Here is an 18,998-nt window from a genome sequence, read left to right as displayed (position 1 = left end):
GTGAGGGCGCCGGCAAGCCGTGGACCAGGGCCTGGCGTGGGCTGGAGGCCCTGCCGGGGTTCAGCGCTTGGGGCCCGGGGGAAGCCGGATCAAGGCCTTGTCGGAGTCGAGCTTGGTGGTCGTCTGCGACGCGGGCGGGGCCTTGACGGAGACCTTGGCACCCCACCCGGAGTAGCTGGTCTCCAAGGTGACCGGGCCGAGCCCGGCCTTGGCGCTGGACAGCCTGGTGCTCATCGTGCGGGGCAGCCCGGCAGGGGTCACGGTGAGCGTCCAGTTGACCTTTACGCCGGAGGCGAGCTTCCACCACAGTGTGGCGCGCGTCCAGGCCGAGACCCGCTGCAGCTCCGTGACCGTCATGCTCCCCTTGTACGTGTTGCCGCTCCACTTGGAGCGGGCCGGCATGGCCTTGAGCGTGCTCGGCTCGACGGGGTTGATGAAGTCGCCCTGCATGGCGGTGACCCCGCTCGTCCAGCCGAGCGACTGCTTGTACCAGGTCTTGCCGGCGGGAAGCACGGCGCCGATCGGGCCGCCCTTGAGGTAGGACGTACGGCCGATGCGGACGATCCGCTCCGGCTTGTCGAGCGAGGTGGCCTGGGTCTCCTCCTCCTTGGGGGTGGGGTCGAACTCGTCGGCCGTGTCGTCCTTGCCGGCGAAGGTCAGCTTGGCGGTCAGGTCGGAGGCGGCGATGCCGTGCCGGTCGAACTGCAGCCGTCCCCTACGGGTGAGCGAGGTCGTGGCCCTGCCAGGCGTCTCCTGCTGGACGGTCACGCCCCTGCCCGCGTGCCGGCGACGATGCCGGAGATCACATGCTTCTTCATGACGGAAGATCATTCCGTCTGAGGATCACGCCGAGAACACGAAGTCGGCTGATGGTTCAGACGGTCCGGAGGGCACATCGGCCGCCGGATCAAGTCGCTGCCGGCTCGAACAGGCGGTCCAGGTGGTAGTCGATGATCTCGGCCGCGGCCTCGTGGCTGCGCTGCCGGCTCAGGACGCTGGAGGTCAGGCCGTTGGCGAGAGCCAGAAGGCCGGCGACTTCGGTACGCGGGTCACGATCGGGGGCGATGTCCCCGGTCTGCTGCGCGGCGGTCAACCGTACGGTGAGGAAGTTCTCCAGTGCGTTGGGCAGGGTGAGCCCGACCGCGGCGAGCGCCGGGTCGGTGAGGGCGGCGGTGTAGTAGGCGGTCCAGGCCATGGAGTCCAGTTCGCTCTGCTCGTCGAACGGCAGGATCGCGCCGAGAACGGCGGCGAAGACGCCCCGTGGTGTCAGCTCGCCCGCGGCGGCCCGCTGCTTGACCCGGCGGTTCATGCGGGCGCCCAGCTCGGTGAGCCCGGACTCGAGCAGGGCCTGCTTGTTCGTGAAGTAGTACTGGACGACGCGCAGCGAGACCCCGGCCTCGGCGGCGATCTCACGCATCGACACCGCCCGCAGGCCGCGGGTGCCGGCGATGCGCAGCAACGCGGCGGTCAGCCGGCGCCGCCGCTCGTCGTGATCCACCTGTCGGGGCATGCCGGTTTCCTACCTGTTGTTCGTGTCATGCGTTCGAGGTCCCGGGCCGCGCCCGGCCGGGAAAGGTGAGGATGCGCTCGGCGACCAGGTCAGGAGCTTCGACGGGCAACCCGTGGCCGGTGCCGGGCACGATCTCCACGCGCCAGGACGGCACGACGTCGGTCAGCCGCGCGGCCAGCGCCTGCGCGTCGAACAGCGCGCTGCGGGCACCCAGCAACATCTGCACGGGCACGGACACCGCGCGGATCTGCTCGTCGGTGTAGGCGGGCGGGATGGGCACACGCCGGCGGAAGGCCCAGCCGGCCCGCATCAGCTCCACCAGCCGGTCCTCGCGCAGCGCCCCGTTGTCGGCGACGCCGGCCATGCGGTGTCGCAGCGTACGAGGAAGCATGGAGACGACGGCGCCGGCGAGGGCCCAGCGGACGAACCGCCTGGGCAAGGGCGCGAAGCCGCCCGGGTCCACCAGCGTCAGCGCCGCGACCCGGCCGCCCCTGCGGAGGTGCTGTTCCATGGCGGCCCAGCCGCCGGCTGAGAAGCCCGCCACATGTGCGCGTTCGGCCCCGACCGCGGCCAGCACGTCGGTGACCCAGTCGGCGACGTCGGCGCCGGTCGCGAGCGGCCGCCTCTGGACCGAGCGGCCCGGTTCGCCCAGAGGGTCGAGGGCGAGGACCGGGCGTGTACGCGCCAGCGGTTCGATGTAGCGGTACCAGGCCAGCGCGTTGCCGCCGGCGCCGGCCAGGAGCACCACGGGATCCCCCTCGGCGGGCCCGGCCCGGTGGATCCGGACGGTGCCGAGGCGGGTCTCCACGTCGAAGGCGTCCACCGGCACCGGCCACAGCTCGCCGAGCACCCGGTCGTAGACGGCGTAGTACTTGTCACGGGCGGAGTCGCTGGTGAAGGCGGACGGTCGGTCAGGCGTGCGCATCGTGACCTCCATCTCCTGAATGGATACAGTCGTATCCTAACAAGCCGCCATCGAGGCCACGACGCTCAGGCGGTACGGCCGTTGCGCGCGTCTCCGCCGGTCAGGTGAGCACTGTCACGGACGGGCCCGGCTTCGTGAACCGGATCGCCGGGTTTCCCGATCGGAGGATTCAATGTAGGTTAGCCTAACCTAACTAAGGAGCCCTGTGGTGGTTGACCCTTTTCGTGCCTTCGACGTCCAGGTTCGAGGCCTGCGGCGGCTGAGCCCGTCGTTTCTCCGCGTGACCTTCACAGGGGATGACCTGCACGAGTTCGCGGACAACGGCTGGGACCAGCGCATCAAGCTGGTCCTGCCGATCCCCGGCGCGGGCGTGACGCGCTTCCCGCGCGGCGCAGACTGGTTCAAGCAGTGGTACGCCCAGGGCGACGAGCGCAACCCGCTGCGCACCTACACCGTCCGCGCGGTCCGCCCCGAGGCCGCCGAGGTCGACATCGACGTCGTCCTGCACGACGACTGCGCCGGACCCGCCGGACCGGCCGCCCGCTGGATCGCCGCCGCCGAATCCGGCTCGCAGGCGGCCCTCTTCGGCCCGAACGGCCTCTACGACGGTTTTCACGGCGGCCTGGAGTTCCGGCCGCCCGCCGGTTTCGGCAACGTGCTGCTCGCCGGGGACGAGACCGCCGTCCCGGCGATCGTCGGCATCCTGGAGCGCCTGCCCGCCCATGTCACCGGCGAGGCCCTGCTGGAGGTTCCGTACGAGGAGGACGTCCTCCCGGTGGTCACCGCGTCAGGAGTGAAGATCACCTGGCTCGCGCGCGGCGACGCCCCTTGGGGCGCTCGCCTGGAGCCCGCCGTCGTGGAGGCAGCGGCCAGGATCCTTCCCGCGGGCGCGGCAGGCGTCGAGCCCGAGGAGGTCGACGTCGACACCGAGATCCTCTGGGAGGTCCCCGAGGACGGCGACAGCCCCTGCTACGCCTGGCTGGCCGGCGAGGCGGCGGTGATCAAGCGCCTGCGCCGCCACCTGGTCTCGGAACGCGGCATGGACCGCAAGGCCGTGGCCTTCATGGGGTACTGGCGCCAGGGCCGCTCCGAGGACGCGTGAGCCCGCCATGACCGACCCCCTGCTCGCAGGCTGCGCCGACCACGCGCTCACCGGCACCGACCTGTGCCTCGGCTACGCGGGCCGCCCCGTCGTCGACGGCGCCCGCATCAGCCTGGCCACCGGCGCCGTCACCGCCCTGGTCGGCCCGAACGGCAGCGGCAAGTCCACCCTGCTGCGCGCCCTGGCCCGGCTGCACCGCCCCGACTCCGGCCAGGTACGGCTGGCCGGCGGCGCCGATGCCCTGGCCCTGTCCGCCCGCGACTTCGCCCGCCGGGTGACGCTGCTGGCGCAGAGCCGTCCCACCCCGACCGGCGTACGCGTCAAGGACGTGGTCGGCTACGGCCGCCACCCCCACCGCGGCCGCTGGCGCGCGGGCGACCCCGGCGGACCGGCGGCGATCGAGCACGCCATGGAGCTGACCGGTGTGAGCGCCATGGCGGGACGAGCCGTCGACGAGCTGTCCGGCGGCGAGATGCAGCGCGTGTGGCTGGCCACCTGCCTCGCCCAGGACGCCGGCGTGCTCCTGCTCGACGAGCCCACCACCTTCCTCGACCTGCGCTACCAGGTCGAGCTGCTCGAACTTGTGCGCGACCTCGCCGACCGGCACGGCGTGGCCGTCGGCGTCGTCCTGCACGACCTCAACCAGGCCGCCGAGATCGCGGACCGGGTCGTACTCCTCCAGGGCGGCCGGGTGCGCGCCGACGGCGCGCCGCACGAGGTGCTCACCGAGGACCTGCTCACCGAGGCCTACGGCATCCGCGTCGAGGCCACGATCGATTCCCTCACCGGACTGGTCCGCACCAGGCCGCTGGGCCGCCACTTGGCGATGAAAGGCTGAAAGATCCCATGCGTTCCCTCCCGGCGGTCATGGCCGCCATGCTGCTGCTGACCGCGTGCGGCACCACCGAGGCCCCCGTGGCCCCCGTGGCCCCCGCGACTCCGGAGCCGTCGGCCAGTGCGGCCGTCCCGATCACCGTGACCGACGCCCGCGGCAAGCAGGTCACCCTCGACCGGCCCGCGACCCGCGTCGTCGGCCTGGAATGGGGCGAGGTCGAGATGCTGGTCGCACTCGGGGTCCAGCCGGTCGGCGCGGCCGACGTCAAGGGGTACGGCACCTGGGTCACCGCGGCCCCGCTCGACGCCTCCGTCAAGGACGTCGGCACCCGCCAGGAGCCCAGCGTCGACTCCATCGCCGCCCTCCAGCCGGACCTGGTCGTCATGGAGTCCGACGACGCCGGACTCATCGGCCAGTTGGAGAAGATCGCCCCGGTCATCGTCGCCAAGGGCAGCGACGCCGCCGCGAACCTCACCCGTATGAGCGCCGACCTGACCATGCTCGCCACCGCCGTCGGCAGGACGGAGGAGGCGGCCAAGGTGATGGCCGACTTCGACGCCGCGATGGCCGACGGCAAGGCCAAGATCGCCGCCTCCGGCTCGGCCGGGCAGAAGTTCATGATGGCCGACGGCTGGAAGGACGGCAGCAAGATCTCCATCCGCCCGTTCGGCAAGGGCTCCCTGGTCTCCGACGTGGCCGAGCGGCTCGGCCTGGCCAACGCCTGGACCGGCGAGGTCGACAGGCAGTGGGGCCTCGGCAGCACCGACGTCGAGGGCATGACCGCGGTCAAGGACGAGAACCTCCGCTTCTTCTACAACGCCTCCGACGGCGCCGACGTCTTCGCCGACCTGGCCGGCAACGCCCTGTGGAAGTCGCTGAGCTTCGTCAAGCAGAACCGGATCAGCAAACTGCCCGACGGCATCTGGACCTTCGGCGGCCCGCTGTCGTGCCGGCAGTACGCCGACGCCCTGGTGAAGGCCTACGCCGGGTGATCACCGCAGTCGAGGCCCCCGCGACGCCGCTGCGCAGGCTCGGCGTCGCGGGGGCCTTCCTCGTGACCTTGGCCGTCATCACGGCCCTCGCCGCGCTCCACCTGACGCAGGGCACCTCCGACACCGACCTGTTCGCCCTCGACGACCAGGCGATGAATGTGCTGGTCGCCTCCCGGCTGCCGCGGCTGCTGGCGGCGGTCAGCGTCGGCCTCGCGCTCGGCGCGGCGGGCGCGCTGCTGCAGTCGGTCGCCCGCAACCCGCTGGCCTCGCCCGACACCCTCGCCGTCAGCAACGGCGCCTACCTGGCGGTCGTGCTGGCCGCCACCTTCGGCCTGAGCCTGCCGGCCTTCCTGTCCGGCGGCCTGTCCTTCCTCGGCGGCCTGGCCGCCGCCGCCCTGGTGCTCGCCCTGTCGGCGGGCGGCCGGACCGGCACCACCCGGCTGATCCTCGCCGGCTCCGCGACCGCGCTGGCCCTGCAGTCGATGACCACCCTGCTCATGATCCTCTTCCAGGAGGAGAACACCGGACTGTTCGCCTGGGGCAGCGGCTCGCTCGTGCAGAGCGACCTCGGCGGCGTCACCCAGATGGCCCCGGTCGTCGTGGTGGCGATCGGGGCGGCCGTCGCCCTCGGCAACCGTCTCGACATCGCCGGCCTCGGCGACGACACCGCCATGGTGCTGGGCGTCAACGTCCGGCGGCTGCGGCTGACCGTCGTCGTGCTCGCCGTCATGCTCTCGGCCGCCGCGGTCACCGTCGCCGGGCCCGTCGGCTTCATCGGCCTGTGCGCGCCGGTCATCGTCCGCCTCCTAGCCCGGCGGCTGCCCGAGCTGAGCCGGCACCGCGCCCTGGTGCCGCTCTCGGCGCTGGCCGGCGCGGTCATCCTGCTCGCCTCCGACATCGCGCTGCGTTTCGTGCTCGGCGCGCGGGCCGGGGTGGACGTGCCGCCGGGCGTGGTGACCGCGATGCTGGGCGCGGGCGTGCTCATGTGGCTGGCCCGCCGCCATCGCGACGCCGGCCCGACCAGGCAGCCGCCGACCGTCCGCACCGCCGACCCCGGCCGCGCCGCCTTCGCCGTGATCCTCCTGTCCGGTACGGCGCTGCTGATCGGCGCGGTCGTGCTGGGCCTGCTCGGCGGCGACACCTGGCTGCTGCTCGGCGTCGTCGCCAACTGGCTGCAGGGCCGGACCGGCAAGGCCCTGACGTACGTGCTCGACCAGCGCTGGCCCCGCGTCGCGGCGGCGGTACTGGCAGGTGCGGCGCTCGCCGTCTCCGGCGCGGCCTTCCAGGCCGTCTCCCGCAACCCGCTGGCCGAGCCGGGTGTGCTCGGCATCACCGCGGGCGCCGGAGCGGCGGCCGTCGCGATGCTCACCCTCGTGCCCATGGCCGGGATCGCCGTGGTGTCCGGCGCCGCCGGGCTCGGCGCGCTCGCCGCCTTCGCCCTGGTCTACGTGCTGGCCTGGCGCGGCGGGCTCAGCTCCGACCGGCTCGTGCTCATGGGCATCGGCGCGCACGCGCTGTTCAACGCGGTCACCGTACTGATCATCGTCAAGTCCGATCCGTGGAACACCGCCAAGGCGCTCACCTGGCTGTCCGGTTCCACGTACGGGCGGGTCCCCGGCCAGCTCCTGCCGGTCGCCGTGGCGCTCGCGCTCTTCCTGCCGCTCGCTCTGTGGCTGCGGCGCGACCTCGACCTGCTCGCGCTCGACGAGGACACGCCCCGGGTGCTCGGCGTGCCGCTCGAACCCGTACGGCTGCTCGCGCTGGGCGGCGCCGTCCTTCTCACCTCCACCGCGGTCTCGGCCGTCGGCGTGGTGGGATTCGTCGGCCTCGTCGCCCCGCACGCCGCCCGCGCGCTCGTCGGCGGCAGGCACGTCCGGCTCCTGCCCGCCGCGGCGGTGCTCGGGGCGGTGCTGGTCAGCCTCGCCGACACGCTGGGGCGTACCGTCATCGCACCCGCCCAGGTGCCGGCCGGGCTGGTCACCGCGCTGCTCGGCACGCCGTACTTCGTCTGGCTGCTCTGGCGCTCACGCGCCGGCCGTCCCTGACAACGACATCGAACCCGACGGCCGGGGCGGCCGTCCAATCGATCATGGGAAACCAGAGTGTGAGACGATCGCCGGCGCTGCTGTGCGCCATGGCCGCCCCCGTGCTCTACGCGGTGGCGAACCTGGTCGCGATCCAGGCGGCCGCCCACCCGACCGGGCTGCACCCCAGCTTCGAAGAGCCCTGGAACGACTGGATGTTGCAGCAACTGGACAGGGAGCTCGGGTCGGCGCGGGCGTGGACGTTCGGCATCACCTTCATCCTGGCCGCAGAGGCGGCCTTTCTCGGTGCTCTGCACGACTGGCTGAACCGCCGCCCCAGCGTCGCCCGCGTCCTGCCGCGTGCGGTCGTGGGCATTGGTTACCTGATGAGCCTCGCCCTGGTCATCGTGGCCAATCCCGCGACCTCACTGTGGGAGCTCAACGATGACAGCGCTCTCGACAGCATGGTCCCTGAGTGGCACTTTCCCGTGCTGGTCGCCATCGGTGTGGTGACCCTGGCCGCGGTGGTCGGCTGGTTGTCCGGCACGGCCCGGCACCGTGCCGCCGATGCTTCTCGCCGGGAGGTTCCGGAGAACGGCGACGTGTGATGTCAGGGTGCCTCACCGCGTCCGTCCCGCGGGGCGAAGCTGCCGGGGTTGATCACGAGCCGACCATGGGCGAGGCGTGAATCCACCAGTACGACCTCTTCGTCGTCACGGGGGGTGGCATGACAGGACAGCACCTTCCCCAGGCCGCGCACCGGCAGAGCAAGCGATCGGGGCAGCCGGCCGAGCAGGTCGAGATGGTCTTCGCGCAGTTGTCCGGCGGCCCAGGGGGCGATCGGATCGGGGATCGAGTCGCGCCGGCCACGGCGGTGTTCGAGGAGTTCGCGGTCCGCGTTGCCGCTGATCCAGACGATGCGGTCACCGAGACCGATCAGCAGGTCGAGGACCTGGTTCGGCTGCGGGCCGGCGGTGATGTCGCCGGTCAGGACGGCCACTCGGTTCAGCATGGCCGCCAGTTTGACTGGATCAGCACATACGTCGGCCTGCGGCGTCAGGACGGGAGGGAGAAGCCCTCGGGCGGCGAGCCTTCGGCGAACAACATCCGAACCTGAGCGGTGTCCTTCCGCATCTCCCGGGCCCGCCGGTATTCGGGAGAGTCGTACCACTCCCTGATCCGGTCCATGTCGGGGAACTCGATGACCACGAGCCGGGAGAAGTCCCACACACCTTCGACCGGCTCGGACGTGGGGCCCGCCACGAGGTATCGCCCACCGTGGCTGAGGATGGACGGCTGGGCCACGGCGGCGTAGGCCAGGCCGGCCTCTTGGTCGAGCACGTCGACTCCGACGATGACGTAAGCAGGCACGGGTTCTCCACATCTAGGACACGGCGTGTACTTTTGACACGCTGGAACCTAATGTACTGCTGTAACCTGAGTCAACATGAGCAAGGAAGAGGGCGAAGGCGTCGTGGCCGTGGCGAGCCGCCGGGAGCGCCTGCGGGCGGAGACGAGTCACGAGATCAAGGCCATCGCGGTGCGGCAGATGGCCGACGGAGGGCCGGGGGCCATCTCGCTGCGTGGCATCGCCCGCGAGATGGGGATGACCCCACGGGCGATCTACAGCTATTTCCCCACCCGAGACGACCTGATCACGGCACTGATCAGCGAGATCGCCGCCTCGCTCGCCGAGTCGTTGGAAAGCGCCAGCAACGCCGTGCCCGACACCGATCCCGGCGGCAGGCTGATGGCCTGGGGCCAGGCCCTGAGGGAATGGGCGTTGGCCCACCCGGAGAGCTTCCGGCTCTTCTACGGCCAGCCCATCCCCGGCTACCAGCCCCCCGAGGACGGGCCGGTGGACCGGACGGCACGCCGGGTGTGCCGCGACCTCACCCGCCTGGTGGCGGCCGCATGGCCCCACGCCCGGCACCACCAGCCCGAGGACACCTCCTGGTCCGATCTTCACCCGGATTACGTCGCGAAGATCCGGGCAGACCTCCCGGACGTGCCGCCGGCCGCGGCGGCGCTCGCATTGCGTGTCTGGGGCCGGATGCACGGCCTGGTGGCCCTGGAGATCGACGGCCACATCCATCCCGTCGCGGGCAATCCGGCCGCGCTGCACCGCGCCGAAATGCTCGACCTGGTCAGGTCGTTGGGCCTGGCCTAGTGCCTTCAGCCGCCGGCGGACCCGAACCGGCACATGTGCCGTCCCGTCTAGGGTGGGCGCGTGGCCGAACGGAGTCCCTTGATCATGCGCAGGCTGCGGCCGGGACACTGGGTCGCCGTCGACGTGTTCGTGGCCGTTGTCCTGGCGGCCGGGTTCTCGGTGGCCGCGGTGCTGGTGCCGGAGTCCGCCCGGGTGTCGCCGTACGCGGCCGTGCCGGTGATCGTGCTGGCCTGCCTGCCGTTGGCGGGGCGGCGCCGGTGGCCGGTGGCGGTCTGCGCGCTGCTCCTGGTGGCGGCGGCGTTCGCGCCGTTCGCCGGGTGGGAGGAGGCGTTCGTGCCCTTGGCTGTCGCGCTGCACGCGGTGGCGCTGCTGGAGGCGCGCCGGACGGCGGTGGCGGCGCTGTCGGCCGCGCTGGGGGTGACCGCCGCCGGCGCCGTGATCGGCGCGCCCTCGTGGACGGAGGCGGTGTCGGCGTGCGGATTCGCCTGGACGGCGCTCGGTCTGGCGTGGGTGATCGGCCTCGCCGTACGGGAGCAGCGCGCGTACGCCGCGCAGGCCGTCGCCCGGTCGGCGCAGGCCGCGGCCACGGCGGAACGGCTGCGTCTGGCTCGTGACGTGCACGACGTCGTCGCCCACAGCATGGGCCTGATCTCCATGAGGGCCGGCATCGCCAACCACGTCGCCGCCACGCACCCCGAGGAGGCGGGCGAGGCCCTGACGATCATCGAGGAGACCAGCCGGAAGGCGCTGGTGGACCTGCGCGGCCTGCTCGGTCTGCTCCGCGACGCCTCGGGGGAGCGGGACCGTCCGACGTACGTGTCGGACTCGCTGCGCGAGCTGGTCGCGGCGATCTCGGGCGGCAACGTACGGGTGGAGCTCGACGTCGAGCCCGGCCTGACGCTCGGCGACGAGGCGGCCGTCGTCGTCCACCGCCTCGTGCAGGAGTCACTGACCAACGTGCTCAAACACGCCGGGCCGGCCCGATGCCGGGTGGCCGTCGGCACCCGGGCCGAGGGCGAACTGCTGGTCGAGGTCGTCGACGACGGTCGCGGAGGTGCGCCGCGTGCGGGAGGCCACGGGCTGGCCGGGCTGGAAGAACGGGTGACCCTGCACGGCGGGACGTTCTCGGCGGGACCGGAGCCCGGCGGCGGCTTCGCCGTTCGCGCGAGGCTGCTGTTGCCGGACGGTTCCGGGAAGGACGAGAGGTGAGCACGTTCACGGTGCTGGTCGCCGAGGACCAGGCGTTGTTGCGCGCGGGGTTGTGCCGGCTGATCGACACCGCCCCCGACCTGGAGACCGTAGGCGAGGCCGGGACGGGGGAGCAGGCCGTGGAGCTGGCCCGCGGCCTCCGGCCCGACCTGGTGCTCATGGACGTCCGCATGCCCGGCCTCGACGGGATCAAGGCCACCGAGCTGATCCGGGCCGACCCGGTGACCGCCGGGACGCGAGTGGTGATGCTGACCACGTTCGATCTCGACGAGTACGTCTATGGCGCGTTGCGGGCCGGAGCCAGCGGATTCCTGCTGAAGGACACCCGGCCGGGCGACCTGCTGGAGGCGCTGCGCATCGTGGGGGAGGGGCAGGCGCTGCTGGCCCCGTCGGTCACCACGCGCCTGATCGGGGAGTTCGCCCGGCGCGCGTCCACCGGGATCCCGGCCCGGCCGGCGGCGGGGCTGGCCCGGCTGTCCGGCCGGGAGCGGGAGGTGCTCGTGCTGGTGGCACGCGGACTGACCAACCCGCAGATCGCCGAACGACTCGGCATCGGGCAGGCGACGGTCAAGACCCATGTCCGCAGCCTGCTGGCCAAGCTCGCCGCGCACGACCGGGCGCAGCTCGTCATCGCCGCCTACGAGGGCGGCGTGGTCACGGCCGGCGGGCAGGCGACGTCAGCGGCGGTAGGAGACCTCGGGGAAGGCGGCTGACGGGCCCTGCAACAACGCCTGCGGACGGCCGCGCAGGTGCTGCTCGAAGAAGGCCGGCGGGTAGGCGCGCTGGAAGGCCAGCGCCCGTTCGGCCGGGATCGTGCCGACGACCTCCTCGAGCTGCTCCTTCCCCAGCCCCAGCGGCCCGGCCGACATGGGGATGAGCAGGACGTCGTCGCCGAAGGAGTTGTGCGCCGCCCCCTTGAGCGTCACGTTGAGCCGCCAGCCCCGCAATCCGTCCCAGAATTTGCGCAACGTCGGGTTGGTCGCCATGCCGCCCTTCCCGTCGGTGTCGACCACCATGTACGGCCGGTCGAGACCGGACTGCGCGACCTTGCCGAACACGGCGCCGTCCAGGCCGAGCCCGGCCTTGATGCGCGGGTCGGCGTACATGGCGGAGGAGGTGGCCGCGCCGCCGAGCGAATGCCCGAACATGCCGATCCGCGTGAGGTCGAACAGTGGCCTGCCGTCACGTCCGGGCAGCTTCTCCTCCAGGGAGGGCAGGCTGTCCAGGACGAACCGTACGTCGGCCACCCGGACGTCGACCGCCTTGGCGAAGTCGGTCAGCTCGGCGCCCGCCTCCACCCGGCCGCCGGGGAACTCCACGACCGCCGCGTCATAGGGATGATCGATGGTGATCACCGCGTATCCGCGGCTGGCCAGCTCCTCGGCGAGGCCGGTGCCGTACGCGCGCGAGGCGTTGGCGCCCGGCGAGTACAGGACGACCGGCAGTTTGCCCAGGCTCGTGTCGGCGGGTGCGCCCTCGTGGCCGTCGGTCCTGTCCAGCAGCACCGAGCCCGGCTCCAGGTCGTTCATCTTCAGGTACTGATCGGCCGCCGCCTTCGGCATCCAGGGGGCGACCGGGTGGGCCTGCACGTCCCGGGCCGGGTACCACAGGCTGACCATCAGCTCGCGCTTCCTGCCTGAGCCGTTCCAGGGATCCGGGCGGGACCGGTCGACCAGGTGGACCGAGACGGTCCCCACCGGGTGCGGGCCCGTCGGCTTCGGGACCGTCAGGCGCTGCGGTGGGGTGGAGCCGCATCCGGCCAGTGTGAGGGCCAGGGCGGTGATGATGAGTGCACGTTTCACCCCATTTACGTTGCCGGTCGTGTACGGCCGCCGCCTCTGGCGTGGGGAGGATCTCCCGCTCAACCCAGGAGGGTAGAAGCCGCTCTCAGGAATGGCGCTCACGGACGAACCGAGCACGCGCCGTGGTCGGCGTGCAACGCGATCGCGTACCGTCGCGATAACCCCGTGAGAGGCGAGACCGCGAACGGAGGCGACGAAGGTCCATGCCGGGGCGTCGAGGCAGGCGGAGGGCCGCCGCCCTGGCCGTTGCCGCAGTTGGGGTGGCCGCGGTGTCCGCCCTGCTGACGAACTTCGCCACCGCCGGTCCGCCGCCGGAGCCGTTCGCCTCCAGCCCGTGGCTGACCTACGTGGCGCTGGCGGCCGTCACGGTGATCAGCGCGACGCTGGCGGTCCGCATGCTGGCGAGCGGGGAAGGGCCCTCGGCGCAGGACGGCGGCCCGCCCGCCTCGAAAGCGCGCTCACGCGCGCTCGGCGACGTACGACGCGAGGCGTCAGAACGTCTGGAGATCGGGCTCCCGCCCCTGCGCCTGCGCTTCCGGGAGGCCCCCGAGCTGGTGCTCGCGCCGGTGGAGGACGCCGGGCACCGGACGCTGCGTCCACGGCCGGATGCGGAGATCGTCTCGGTGTTCGACGACCTCCGCGGGTCGATGTTGCTGGTCGGCGCGCCGGGAGCGGGCAAGACCACGGAACTGCACCGCCTGGCGCTGGCCCTGGCCGAGCGGGCCGAGGCCGAACCGGAGGATCGCGAACCGGTACCGATCGTGCTCTCGCTGGCCAGCCGTTCCGGACTGCGCGGCGACGTCTCGCCGCGCCGACGGCTGACGGGCGTGCCATGGCTGCGGCGGTGGTCCGGCTGGTCCAAGGTGTGGCCGTTCCGGCGGCGGGAGCGCGACACCCGGCAGCGGCCCGCCGGTCCGCCCGCGCTGACGGTGGAGGATCTGAAGGAGTGGATCGCGCGGGCCGCGCGGGCCCGCTACAAGATCCCGGCCGGCGTCACCAAGCGCTGGCTGGCCGACGGCGCGCTGGTGCGGGTCGTCGACGGCCTGGACGAGATCCCTCCCGGGGAGCGGGAGGTGATGGTACGGCTGGTCAACGAGCTGCATGCGGGCGATGCCGCTCCGCCCGTCGTCCTGACCTGCCGCAGCGGCGAGTACGAGAGCCTGGACGCGCGCCTCCGGCTGGAGGGCGCCGTACGCATCGAGGCGCTGACCATCGAGGAGGTGCGTGCCTACGCGGACGCGGGCGACGAACGCTTCGAAGCGCTGCGTGCGTTGTTGCGGCAGGACAGCGACCTCGACGCGCTGGTGACCACACCGCTGTGGTTGCAGATCGCCGCCGACGCGAGCACCGGCGGCTCCGGTTCCGGGCTGCCCCGGCGCGTGCTGCCCGGCGAGCTTCTGGCCCTGTACGAGCAGACCATGATCACCTCACGCCCGTCGCCGCGCATGCCGCCGGCCCGGGCGCGCCGCTCGCTGCGCCGGCTCGCGGCCGTGGACGGGGAGGACGATCTGCGCACGGTGTACCGCTGGATCGACCCGTCCCCCGAGGCGAGGACCCTGGCGCTGCTGCACGGCCTGCCCTGGGCGGGAGCGGCATGGGCGGCGGCCGGCCTGGCACTGCCGCTGGCGAGCCGGCTGGGTTTCACCGTGGCCGGTTTGGCCTACCTCGTCGCGATCTTCGTGCTGGTGGGGGCGGCCCGGGAGGTCTTCGCCCGGCTGCCGTTCGTGACCGGCTCGCCGTCGACGGGGACGCGGCATCTGATCGCGGTGCACGCGGTGGGCGCGGCGCTGGGGGTCACGTCGGGCGGCCTGCTCTGGCTGGGAACATGGGCGCTGACCGAGCTGGCGCGCCCCCTGCCCGGGCCCGTCCACTGGCTTCTGCTGCTGTCCGCCCTGGTGGCGGCATCAGGCTGGGAGACCGTCACCGCGCCCACTCCGGCGGGCCGGGCCGTGACGGGCGTCATCCTGGCGGGCCTGTTGACGGCGTGCTTCCTGCTGCCCGCCCTGCCCGTGTTCTACGTGGAGATCTACGCGGCCTTGCTGGTGGCGTTCCTGGCCGCGGTGGTCCTCGCCGGCGCGGTCGTCCTGCTCGTCCCATCGGCCGCGTCCGGCGCGGAGGGGAACGACGGCCCCGCGCGCGCCGTGGACGCCTTCCCCGAGGTGGTGACCAGCCGGAGCATCCTGCAGAACGCGGTGAGCAAGCGGATCGTCGTGCTGGCCGCGGCAGCAGCGGCGGCGGTGGTCCTGGTGACGGACGAAGGCGACTTCGACGGAGAGACCGGACTGTGGTCGATCGCGGTCCTGGCGCTGGCCGTCTTCTGGCTCGTACCGATCGCGATGATCGAGCCGGGGTCGCCGGTCAGGGCCGTGCACCACCTGATCATGCGGGTCGCGTTGCCGCTGGGCGGCTGGCTGCCGTGGCGGCTGATGCCGGTCCTGCGTTTCGGCGCCGAGCGGGACCTGCTGGTCGGCGCGCTGGGCCAGTACCGCTTCCGCCACCCGCTGATCAAGGAGCATTTCGCCGGCGCACTCGACCGGCGGGACGCCGAGGACGCGGCCGGCTACCCGGCGTCCCACGCGCTGCTGGCCGCCCGGGTCCGCGACCTCCTGGCGGAGGAGGACCGGCTCGGGATGGTCGTGATGTCGCAGGCGGCGGACGGGAGGCCCGGCGAGCCGATCCCCGTGACCGACCTGCCGGGCCGGCTCCAGGCGGAGACGCTGCTGGTCGGGCCGCCCGACAGCGGCGGCCGCATCGTCCTGGCCGAACTGGCCGCGGCCCTCCTGGACCCGGCCGACGCCACGCCATCGGAGGCCTTGGCGATGCCGGGCGGGCTGCCCGTTCTTGTGGATGTCCGTTCCTGGAGGCCGCCGCCGGAGTGGCGGCGGGGCGAGAGCGCGGACCATCCGCTGGTGGCCTGGCTGGCGACGCGCGTCGCCGCCGGCCACCGGATCCCGCGTGACATGGCCGCGCGGTGGCTGCGCGCCGGACGCCCGACCCTGCTCATCGACGGCCTGGGCACGTTGGCCGAACGACGCGTCAAGCCGCTGCTGGCCCTCCTCGCCGAGCTGTGCGAGCGGTACGGGCTGCGCTACGCCGCCCTGTCGCCCACGGCCGTCAAGGGACCGCAGGCGTTCACCATCCTGCCGCTGCCCGGACCGGTCCGTGCCGCCTACCTCACGCCGGAGCTGCTCAGGATCGCGGCCGGCGACACCGGCGTGTGGGACCTGCTGATCCGGCCGGGCCGGCTGCTGCCGATCGCCCGGGGCGCGGGCCGGCATCCGGCGCGCTACGGGTTCCTGGCCGGTCTCGTGGCCCATGGCCTGGCCCGCCGTCCCGATGACGATCCCGTACGGACGCTGCGGTCCCTGTCTCTGGCCGCCCGCGCGACCTTCCTGTCGACCGCGTTGTCGCCGGTCAGCGCCGACCTGGTCCGGCGTCTGTGCCTTCCGGTGGTGTACGTCGCCGCGATGATCACCGGGCTCGGACTGCCCCTGGCGCACCGGTATGGGTGGCCGGCGGCAGCCGCCTGGACACCCCTCGCGATGCTGGCTGCCTGGCTGACGGCCGCCTCCCTGCTCCGGCCGCGCTCGCGCTGCGCGATCGCCACGGCCGGCCGGCGGCGGCGGATCGTGTACGGGCTGTGCGGCGTGCCGCCGGGCGTGGCGCTGGGCCTGATGGTCGCGCCGCTGGCACACGTGCTGGGGCTCGCGATCCCGGCCTTGACCCGGTACGTCACGGGGCAACCCGATGTCCTCACGCCCGTCCTGAACGTCTTCCGCACCGCCTTCGAGGCCCTCGGCTGGACGGACACGGAGATCTCCACCTGGACGGGCCCGGACCTTCGTGTGCTGGTCATGCTGCTGTTCTGGGTCATGGTCCAGAACTTCGCCGACCTGTTCCACGGCCGATTGGACTTCGGCGCCAGGCTGGTGGTGCAGCTCCTGGTGCTGGGCGCGGTCTTCCTGCTGTTCGACGGGATGTCCCCGGCGCGGCTCACGGGCACCTTCTGCCTGGGGGCGGCGTTCGGCGCGTCCATGGTGGTTCCCGTTCTGTGGCTCAGGCTGGCCGAGGGGGAGGAGACCGGATCGCCGGACCGGCCGCGGGTGAACCGGTCCGTGCTCGCGGCGCTCCTCGTGATCCCTCTGCTCGCCGGGGCCGTCGAGCGGGGTCTGCTGCCCGGCGTACTCGGTGACCTGCGTCTGCTGCTCCTGGGCGTACCGGTCGGAGGGGCCGTGGCGCTGCTGCTGACGACGCCGATCTTCCTTGTCTGGGACATGGTGGTGCGCGCTCTGCCGGGGGTGCCGCGGTTCCGGTCCGACCGGTTCCTGGCCGGGCTGCGCGCGGAAGGTCTGGATCTGAACCATCCGCTGGTCCACGCGTTCGTACGGCGCATCGATCCGGACGAGGGACTGCCGCCGCCGGACGGGCACGACGCCGCCGTACGGGCGGAGCTGATCGCGAGTGTGCGGGCGGGACTGCCGGAGGTGCCCGCCGATCCCGGCCTGATACGGCGCTTCGACGCCGCAGCCGGCACGCTCATCCTCTCCGGCACGCACGCTCCCTCAGACACCCGGCACGACCGGCGCCAGGCGTTGTACGTGCTCGCCGCCGAGTTGCTGCGGCGTGCCGAAGCCGAGCCCACCGCCCCCGTCCCCGTCGTCCTGCCGGCACCGCGTGCCTTCCCGCGTACCGGACCGGCGCGCCGCCGGGTCACGTCCTGGGTCGCGGGGGAGTTGGCCCGCGAGCACGGCGTGGACGTGGAGACCGCGATCCGCTGGCTGGGCGAGAAGCGGCTCGCGCTCCTGATCGACCTGGGCCCGTGGACGCCGATCCGCCTCAGGCGCCACTTGCGGCTGGTCACCGAATGCGTCACGGCGCTCGACCTGCCGTACGCGCTGACCGCGGAACCGGCCCGCCGCCGGCGACGGGACCGTCGTACGTGGCGCGGCGGTACCTGTCACGCGGGTTCGGCGCGGCCCCCAGGGGGCGGAGGGGCCGTGACCTGCCGGGAACCGAGCTAGCCGAGCACCGGGTAGTTCGCGCGGAACACGTTGTGCGGGTCGCGGGCCCGCTTGATCTCCCGCAGCCGCGCGAGCGCACTGCCGGAGAAGGACTTCTCCGCCGTCTCACCGGGGGCCAGCAGGGTGTACGGCTTGCGACCGCTGACGTAGGCCTCCAGGTCGGCCACGACCTCGGCCTGCTTGGCGCGCGTCGCATCGGCCACGTGCGGCAGGCCGAGACCCAGCAGGCCGAGCAGGTAGGGCTCGGCCACCGCGCCGCTCGCACCGGCCCCTCCACCCGGCTCGGCGAGCGCCCCACCCAGGTGCCTGATCTGCAGGTTGATGAGCGGTTCGACCGGCTTGGCCAGCAGGAGGTCCACCGCGTCGGCGTCCAGGCCGGTGAGCAGCTCCGCACGAGTGATGGACGGGACCGGATCGGTGGGCTCGGCGGTGATGCGACCCAGGTCGGCGACCGGGACGACGCCGCGGTTGTCGGAGATCGCGCCCTCGATCTTGTCGAGGCGTCTCAACAGGTCCTCACCCTGAGCCGCCTCACCCAGGTAGGCCAGGTCCAGCGTCACCATCGGCGGCGCGCCGGGAGGCTGGAACCGGTTGATCCAGACACTCAGTTCACGCGGCGCCTCGGCGGTGATCTCCAGGAACGCGTCGTACACCTCCCTGGTCCGGTGCTCCGGCCAGATCACGCGGCCGCCGTACAGGGACGGCGCGGGATAGAGGTCCAGTTCGAGGGCGGTCACCATCGCGAAGTCCCCGCCGCCGCCGCGCAGCGCCCAGAACAGCTCGGGATCGGACTCGGCGGTCACCCGGCCCGGCTCGCCGTCGGCGTCCACGATGTCGAACGCCCGCACGCTGTCGGAGGCGAAGCCGTACTTGCGGCTGAACCAGCCGACCCCGCCGCCCAGGGTGTAGCCGGTCACGCTGACCCCCGGCGCGCTGCCGGCCAGGCCGGTGAGACCCAGGGGACCGGCCGCGGCCAGCACCTGACCCCACTTCACGCCCGCGCCCACGCGGGCCACGCGCTCGTCCGCGTGTATCTCCACCTGGTTCAGCAGGCCGGTACGCAGCAGGATCAGGCCTTCCACATCACCCGACGCGCCATGCCCGCTCGGCTGCGCGGTCACCGTCAAACCCGTGCGCCGCGCGTGACGTACGAGCGCGGCCACGTCATCGGCATCCGCGGCCTCCACCACGGCCGCCACCGGCTGCCTGACAGTCAGGTTCCATGCGGCGGCCGACTGTTCGAAGCCGTCGTCACCGGCCAGGAGCACGCGCCCCTTGAGCACACCGCGCAGGTCGTTGATCGTCATCGTCGTCTCCATCGAGTTCTCAGAAATGTGAAGAAATGCGCCGGATGTTCTAGCGGCGCTAGCTGTGATAGCGATGGTAGTCCTACCGAAGGCAGAATGTC

Annotated in this window: 16 protein-coding genes; 9 read left to right on the top strand and 7 right to left on the bottom strand. The window is 72.7% G+C overall.

Going from position 1 to position 18,998, the window contains the following annotated elements; genetic code table 11:
* Nucleotides 1–60: 60 nt before the first annotated feature.
* The 3 genes from DMB42_RS45230 to DMB42_RS45220 form a co-directional block, all read right to left on the bottom strand.
* Nucleotides 61–768 carry a hypothetical protein gene (locus tag DMB42_RS45230; RefSeq protein ID WP_125646081.1) on the bottom strand — a complete coding sequence of 236 codons (708 nt, stop codon included), beginning with the start codon at nt 766–768 and terminating at the stop codon, nt 61–63.
* A gap of 139 nt (nt 769–907) precedes the next feature.
* Nucleotides 908–1,510, bottom strand: a complete 603-nt coding sequence (locus DMB42_RS45225; protein ID WP_125646079.1) for a TetR/AcrR family transcriptional regulator — start codon at nt 1,508–1,510, stop codon at nt 908–910.
* A 25-nt stretch (nt 1,511–1,535) separates the two neighbouring features.
* Nucleotides 1,536–2,435, bottom strand: coding sequence for an alpha/beta fold hydrolase (locus DMB42_RS45220; protein ID WP_125646077.1), 900 nt, complete (start codon nt 2,433–2,435; stop codon nt 1,536–1,538).
* Between the two features lie 205 nt (nt 2,436–2,640).
* Here DMB42_RS45220 and DMB42_RS45215 point away from each other — a divergent pair, with 205 nt between their 5' ends.
* From DMB42_RS45215 to DMB42_RS45195, 5 genes are read left to right on the top strand one after another with little or no spacing between them, the layout of a single operon-like run.
* Nucleotides 2,641–3,537 (top strand): siderophore-interacting protein, encoded by an 897-nt coding sequence (locus tag DMB42_RS45215; RefSeq protein WP_312024805.1) that lies wholly within the window; start codon nt 2,641–2,643, stop codon nt 3,535–3,537.
* A 7-nt stretch (nt 3,538–3,544) separates the two neighbouring features.
* Complete coding sequence (locus DMB42_RS45210; RefSeq protein WP_125646073.1) at nt 3,545–4,375, top strand: ABC transporter ATP-binding protein; 831 nt, start codon at nt 3,545–3,547, stop codon at nt 4,373–4,375.
* An 8-nt stretch (nt 4,376–4,383) separates the two neighbouring features.
* Nucleotides 4,384–5,364, top strand: a complete 981-nt coding sequence (locus DMB42_RS45205) for an ABC transporter substrate-binding protein (protein WP_125646071.1) — start codon at nt 4,384–4,386, stop codon at nt 5,362–5,364.
* Nucleotides 5,361–7,409 (top strand): iron ABC transporter permease, encoded by a 2,049-nt coding sequence (locus tag DMB42_RS45200; protein ID WP_125646069.1) that lies wholly within the window; start codon nt 5,361–5,363, stop codon nt 7,407–7,409. The genes DMB42_RS45205 and DMB42_RS45200 overlap by 4 nt, the downstream gene beginning before the upstream one ends.
* A 59-nt stretch (nt 7,410–7,468) precedes the next feature.
* Nucleotides 7,469–7,996 (top strand): hypothetical protein, encoded by a 528-nt coding sequence (locus DMB42_RS45195; protein ID WP_125646068.1) that lies wholly within the window; start codon nt 7,469–7,471, stop codon nt 7,994–7,996.
* A 2-nt stretch (nt 7,997–7,998) separates the two neighbouring features.
* Here DMB42_RS45195 and DMB42_RS45190 read toward each other — a convergent pair whose 3' ends face one another.
* Both DMB42_RS45190 and DMB42_RS45185 read right to left on the bottom strand, forming a co-directional pair.
* Nucleotides 7,999–8,388, bottom strand: a complete 390-nt coding sequence (locus DMB42_RS45190; RefSeq protein ID WP_221762651.1) for a hypothetical protein — start codon at nt 8,386–8,388, stop codon at nt 7,999–8,001.
* Between the two features lie 56 nt (nt 8,389–8,444).
* Nucleotides 8,445–8,759: a DUF1330 domain-containing protein gene (locus DMB42_RS45185; RefSeq protein WP_125646066.1), complete on the bottom strand. Its 315-nt coding sequence runs from the start codon at nt 8,757–8,759 to the stop codon at nt 8,445–8,447.
* Nucleotides 8,760–8,835: 76 nt separating this feature from the next.
* Between DMB42_RS45185 and DMB42_RS45180 the strand changes: the two genes are divergently transcribed.
* From DMB42_RS45180 to DMB42_RS45170, 3 genes are read left to right on the top strand one after another with little or no spacing between them, the layout of a single operon-like run.
* Nucleotides 8,836–9,558, top strand: coding sequence for a TetR/AcrR family transcriptional regulator (locus DMB42_RS45180; RefSeq protein WP_125646064.1), 723 nt, complete (start codon nt 8,836–8,838; stop codon nt 9,556–9,558).
* Nucleotides 9,559–9,618: 60 nt separating this feature from the next.
* Nucleotides 9,619–10,767: a sensor histidine kinase gene (locus tag DMB42_RS55670; protein WP_125646062.1), complete on the top strand. Its 1,149-nt coding sequence runs from the start codon at nt 9,619–9,621 to the stop codon at nt 10,765–10,767.
* Nucleotides 10,764–11,480: a response regulator transcription factor gene (locus DMB42_RS45170; protein ID WP_260478319.1), complete on the top strand. Its 717-nt coding sequence runs from the start codon at nt 10,764–10,766 to the stop codon at nt 11,478–11,480. Before DMB42_RS55670 ends, DMB42_RS45170 begins: the two co-directional genes overlap by 4 nt.
* On the opposite strand, the gene DMB42_RS45165 is transcribed toward DMB42_RS45170, so the two are convergent.
* Nucleotides 11,445–12,569: a lipase gene (locus DMB42_RS45165; protein ID WP_221762650.1), complete on the bottom strand. Its 1,125-nt coding sequence runs from the start codon at nt 12,567–12,569 to the stop codon at nt 11,445–11,447. The two genes, DMB42_RS45170 and DMB42_RS45165, sit on opposite strands and share 36 nt — an antisense overlap.
* Nucleotides 12,570–12,838: 269 nt before the next feature.
* Between DMB42_RS45165 and DMB42_RS53820 the strand changes: the two genes are divergently transcribed.
* Entirely contained in the window at nt 12,839–17,590 is a 4,752-nt protein-coding gene (locus tag DMB42_RS53820; protein WP_185845200.1) for a hypothetical protein, read from the top strand.
* Here DMB42_RS53820 and DMB42_RS45155 read toward each other — a convergent pair.
* Nucleotides 17,587–18,897, bottom strand: coding sequence for an FAD-binding oxidoreductase (locus DMB42_RS45155; protein ID WP_125646056.1), 1,311 nt, complete (start codon nt 18,895–18,897; stop codon nt 17,587–17,589). The genes DMB42_RS53820 and DMB42_RS45155 overlap by 4 nt on opposite strands.
* Nucleotides 18,898–18,998: the final 101 nt, after the last annotated feature.

The organism is Nonomuraea sp. WAC 01424 (assembly GCF_003947315.1).
Lineage (GTDB): Bacteria > Actinomycetota > Actinomycetes > Streptosporangiales > Streptosporangiaceae > Nonomuraea > Nonomuraea spiralis.
Note: the sequence above shows the minus strand (reverse complement) of the source record. Positions and strands in the feature narration are given on the sequence as shown.

Bases quoted from the DNA above. Each gene is read 5' to 3' on its own strand.
- DMB42_RS45225 (WP_125646079.1), bottom strand. From the start codon at position 1,510: ATGCCCCGACAGGTGGATCACGACGAGCGGCGGCGCCGGCTGACCGCC.
- DMB42_RS45220 (WP_125646077.1), bottom strand. From the start codon at position 2,435: ATGCGCACGCCTGACCGACCGTCCGCCTTCACCAGCGACTCCGCCCGT.
- DMB42_RS45210 (WP_125646073.1), top strand. From the start codon at position 3,545: ATGACCGACCCCCTGCTCGCAGGCTGCGCCGACCACGCGCTCACCGGC.
- DMB42_RS45205 (WP_125646071.1), top strand. From the start codon at position 4,384: ATGCGTTCCCTCCCGGCGGTCATGGCCGCCATGCTGCTGCTGACCGCG.
- DMB42_RS45180 (WP_125646064.1), top strand. From the start codon at position 8,836: ATGAGCAAGGAAGAGGGCGAAGGCGTCGTGGCCGTGGCGAGCCGCCGG.
- DMB42_RS45155 (WP_125646056.1), bottom strand. From the start codon at position 18,897: ATGACGATCAACGACCTGCGCGGTGTGCTCAAGGGGCGCGTGCTCCTG.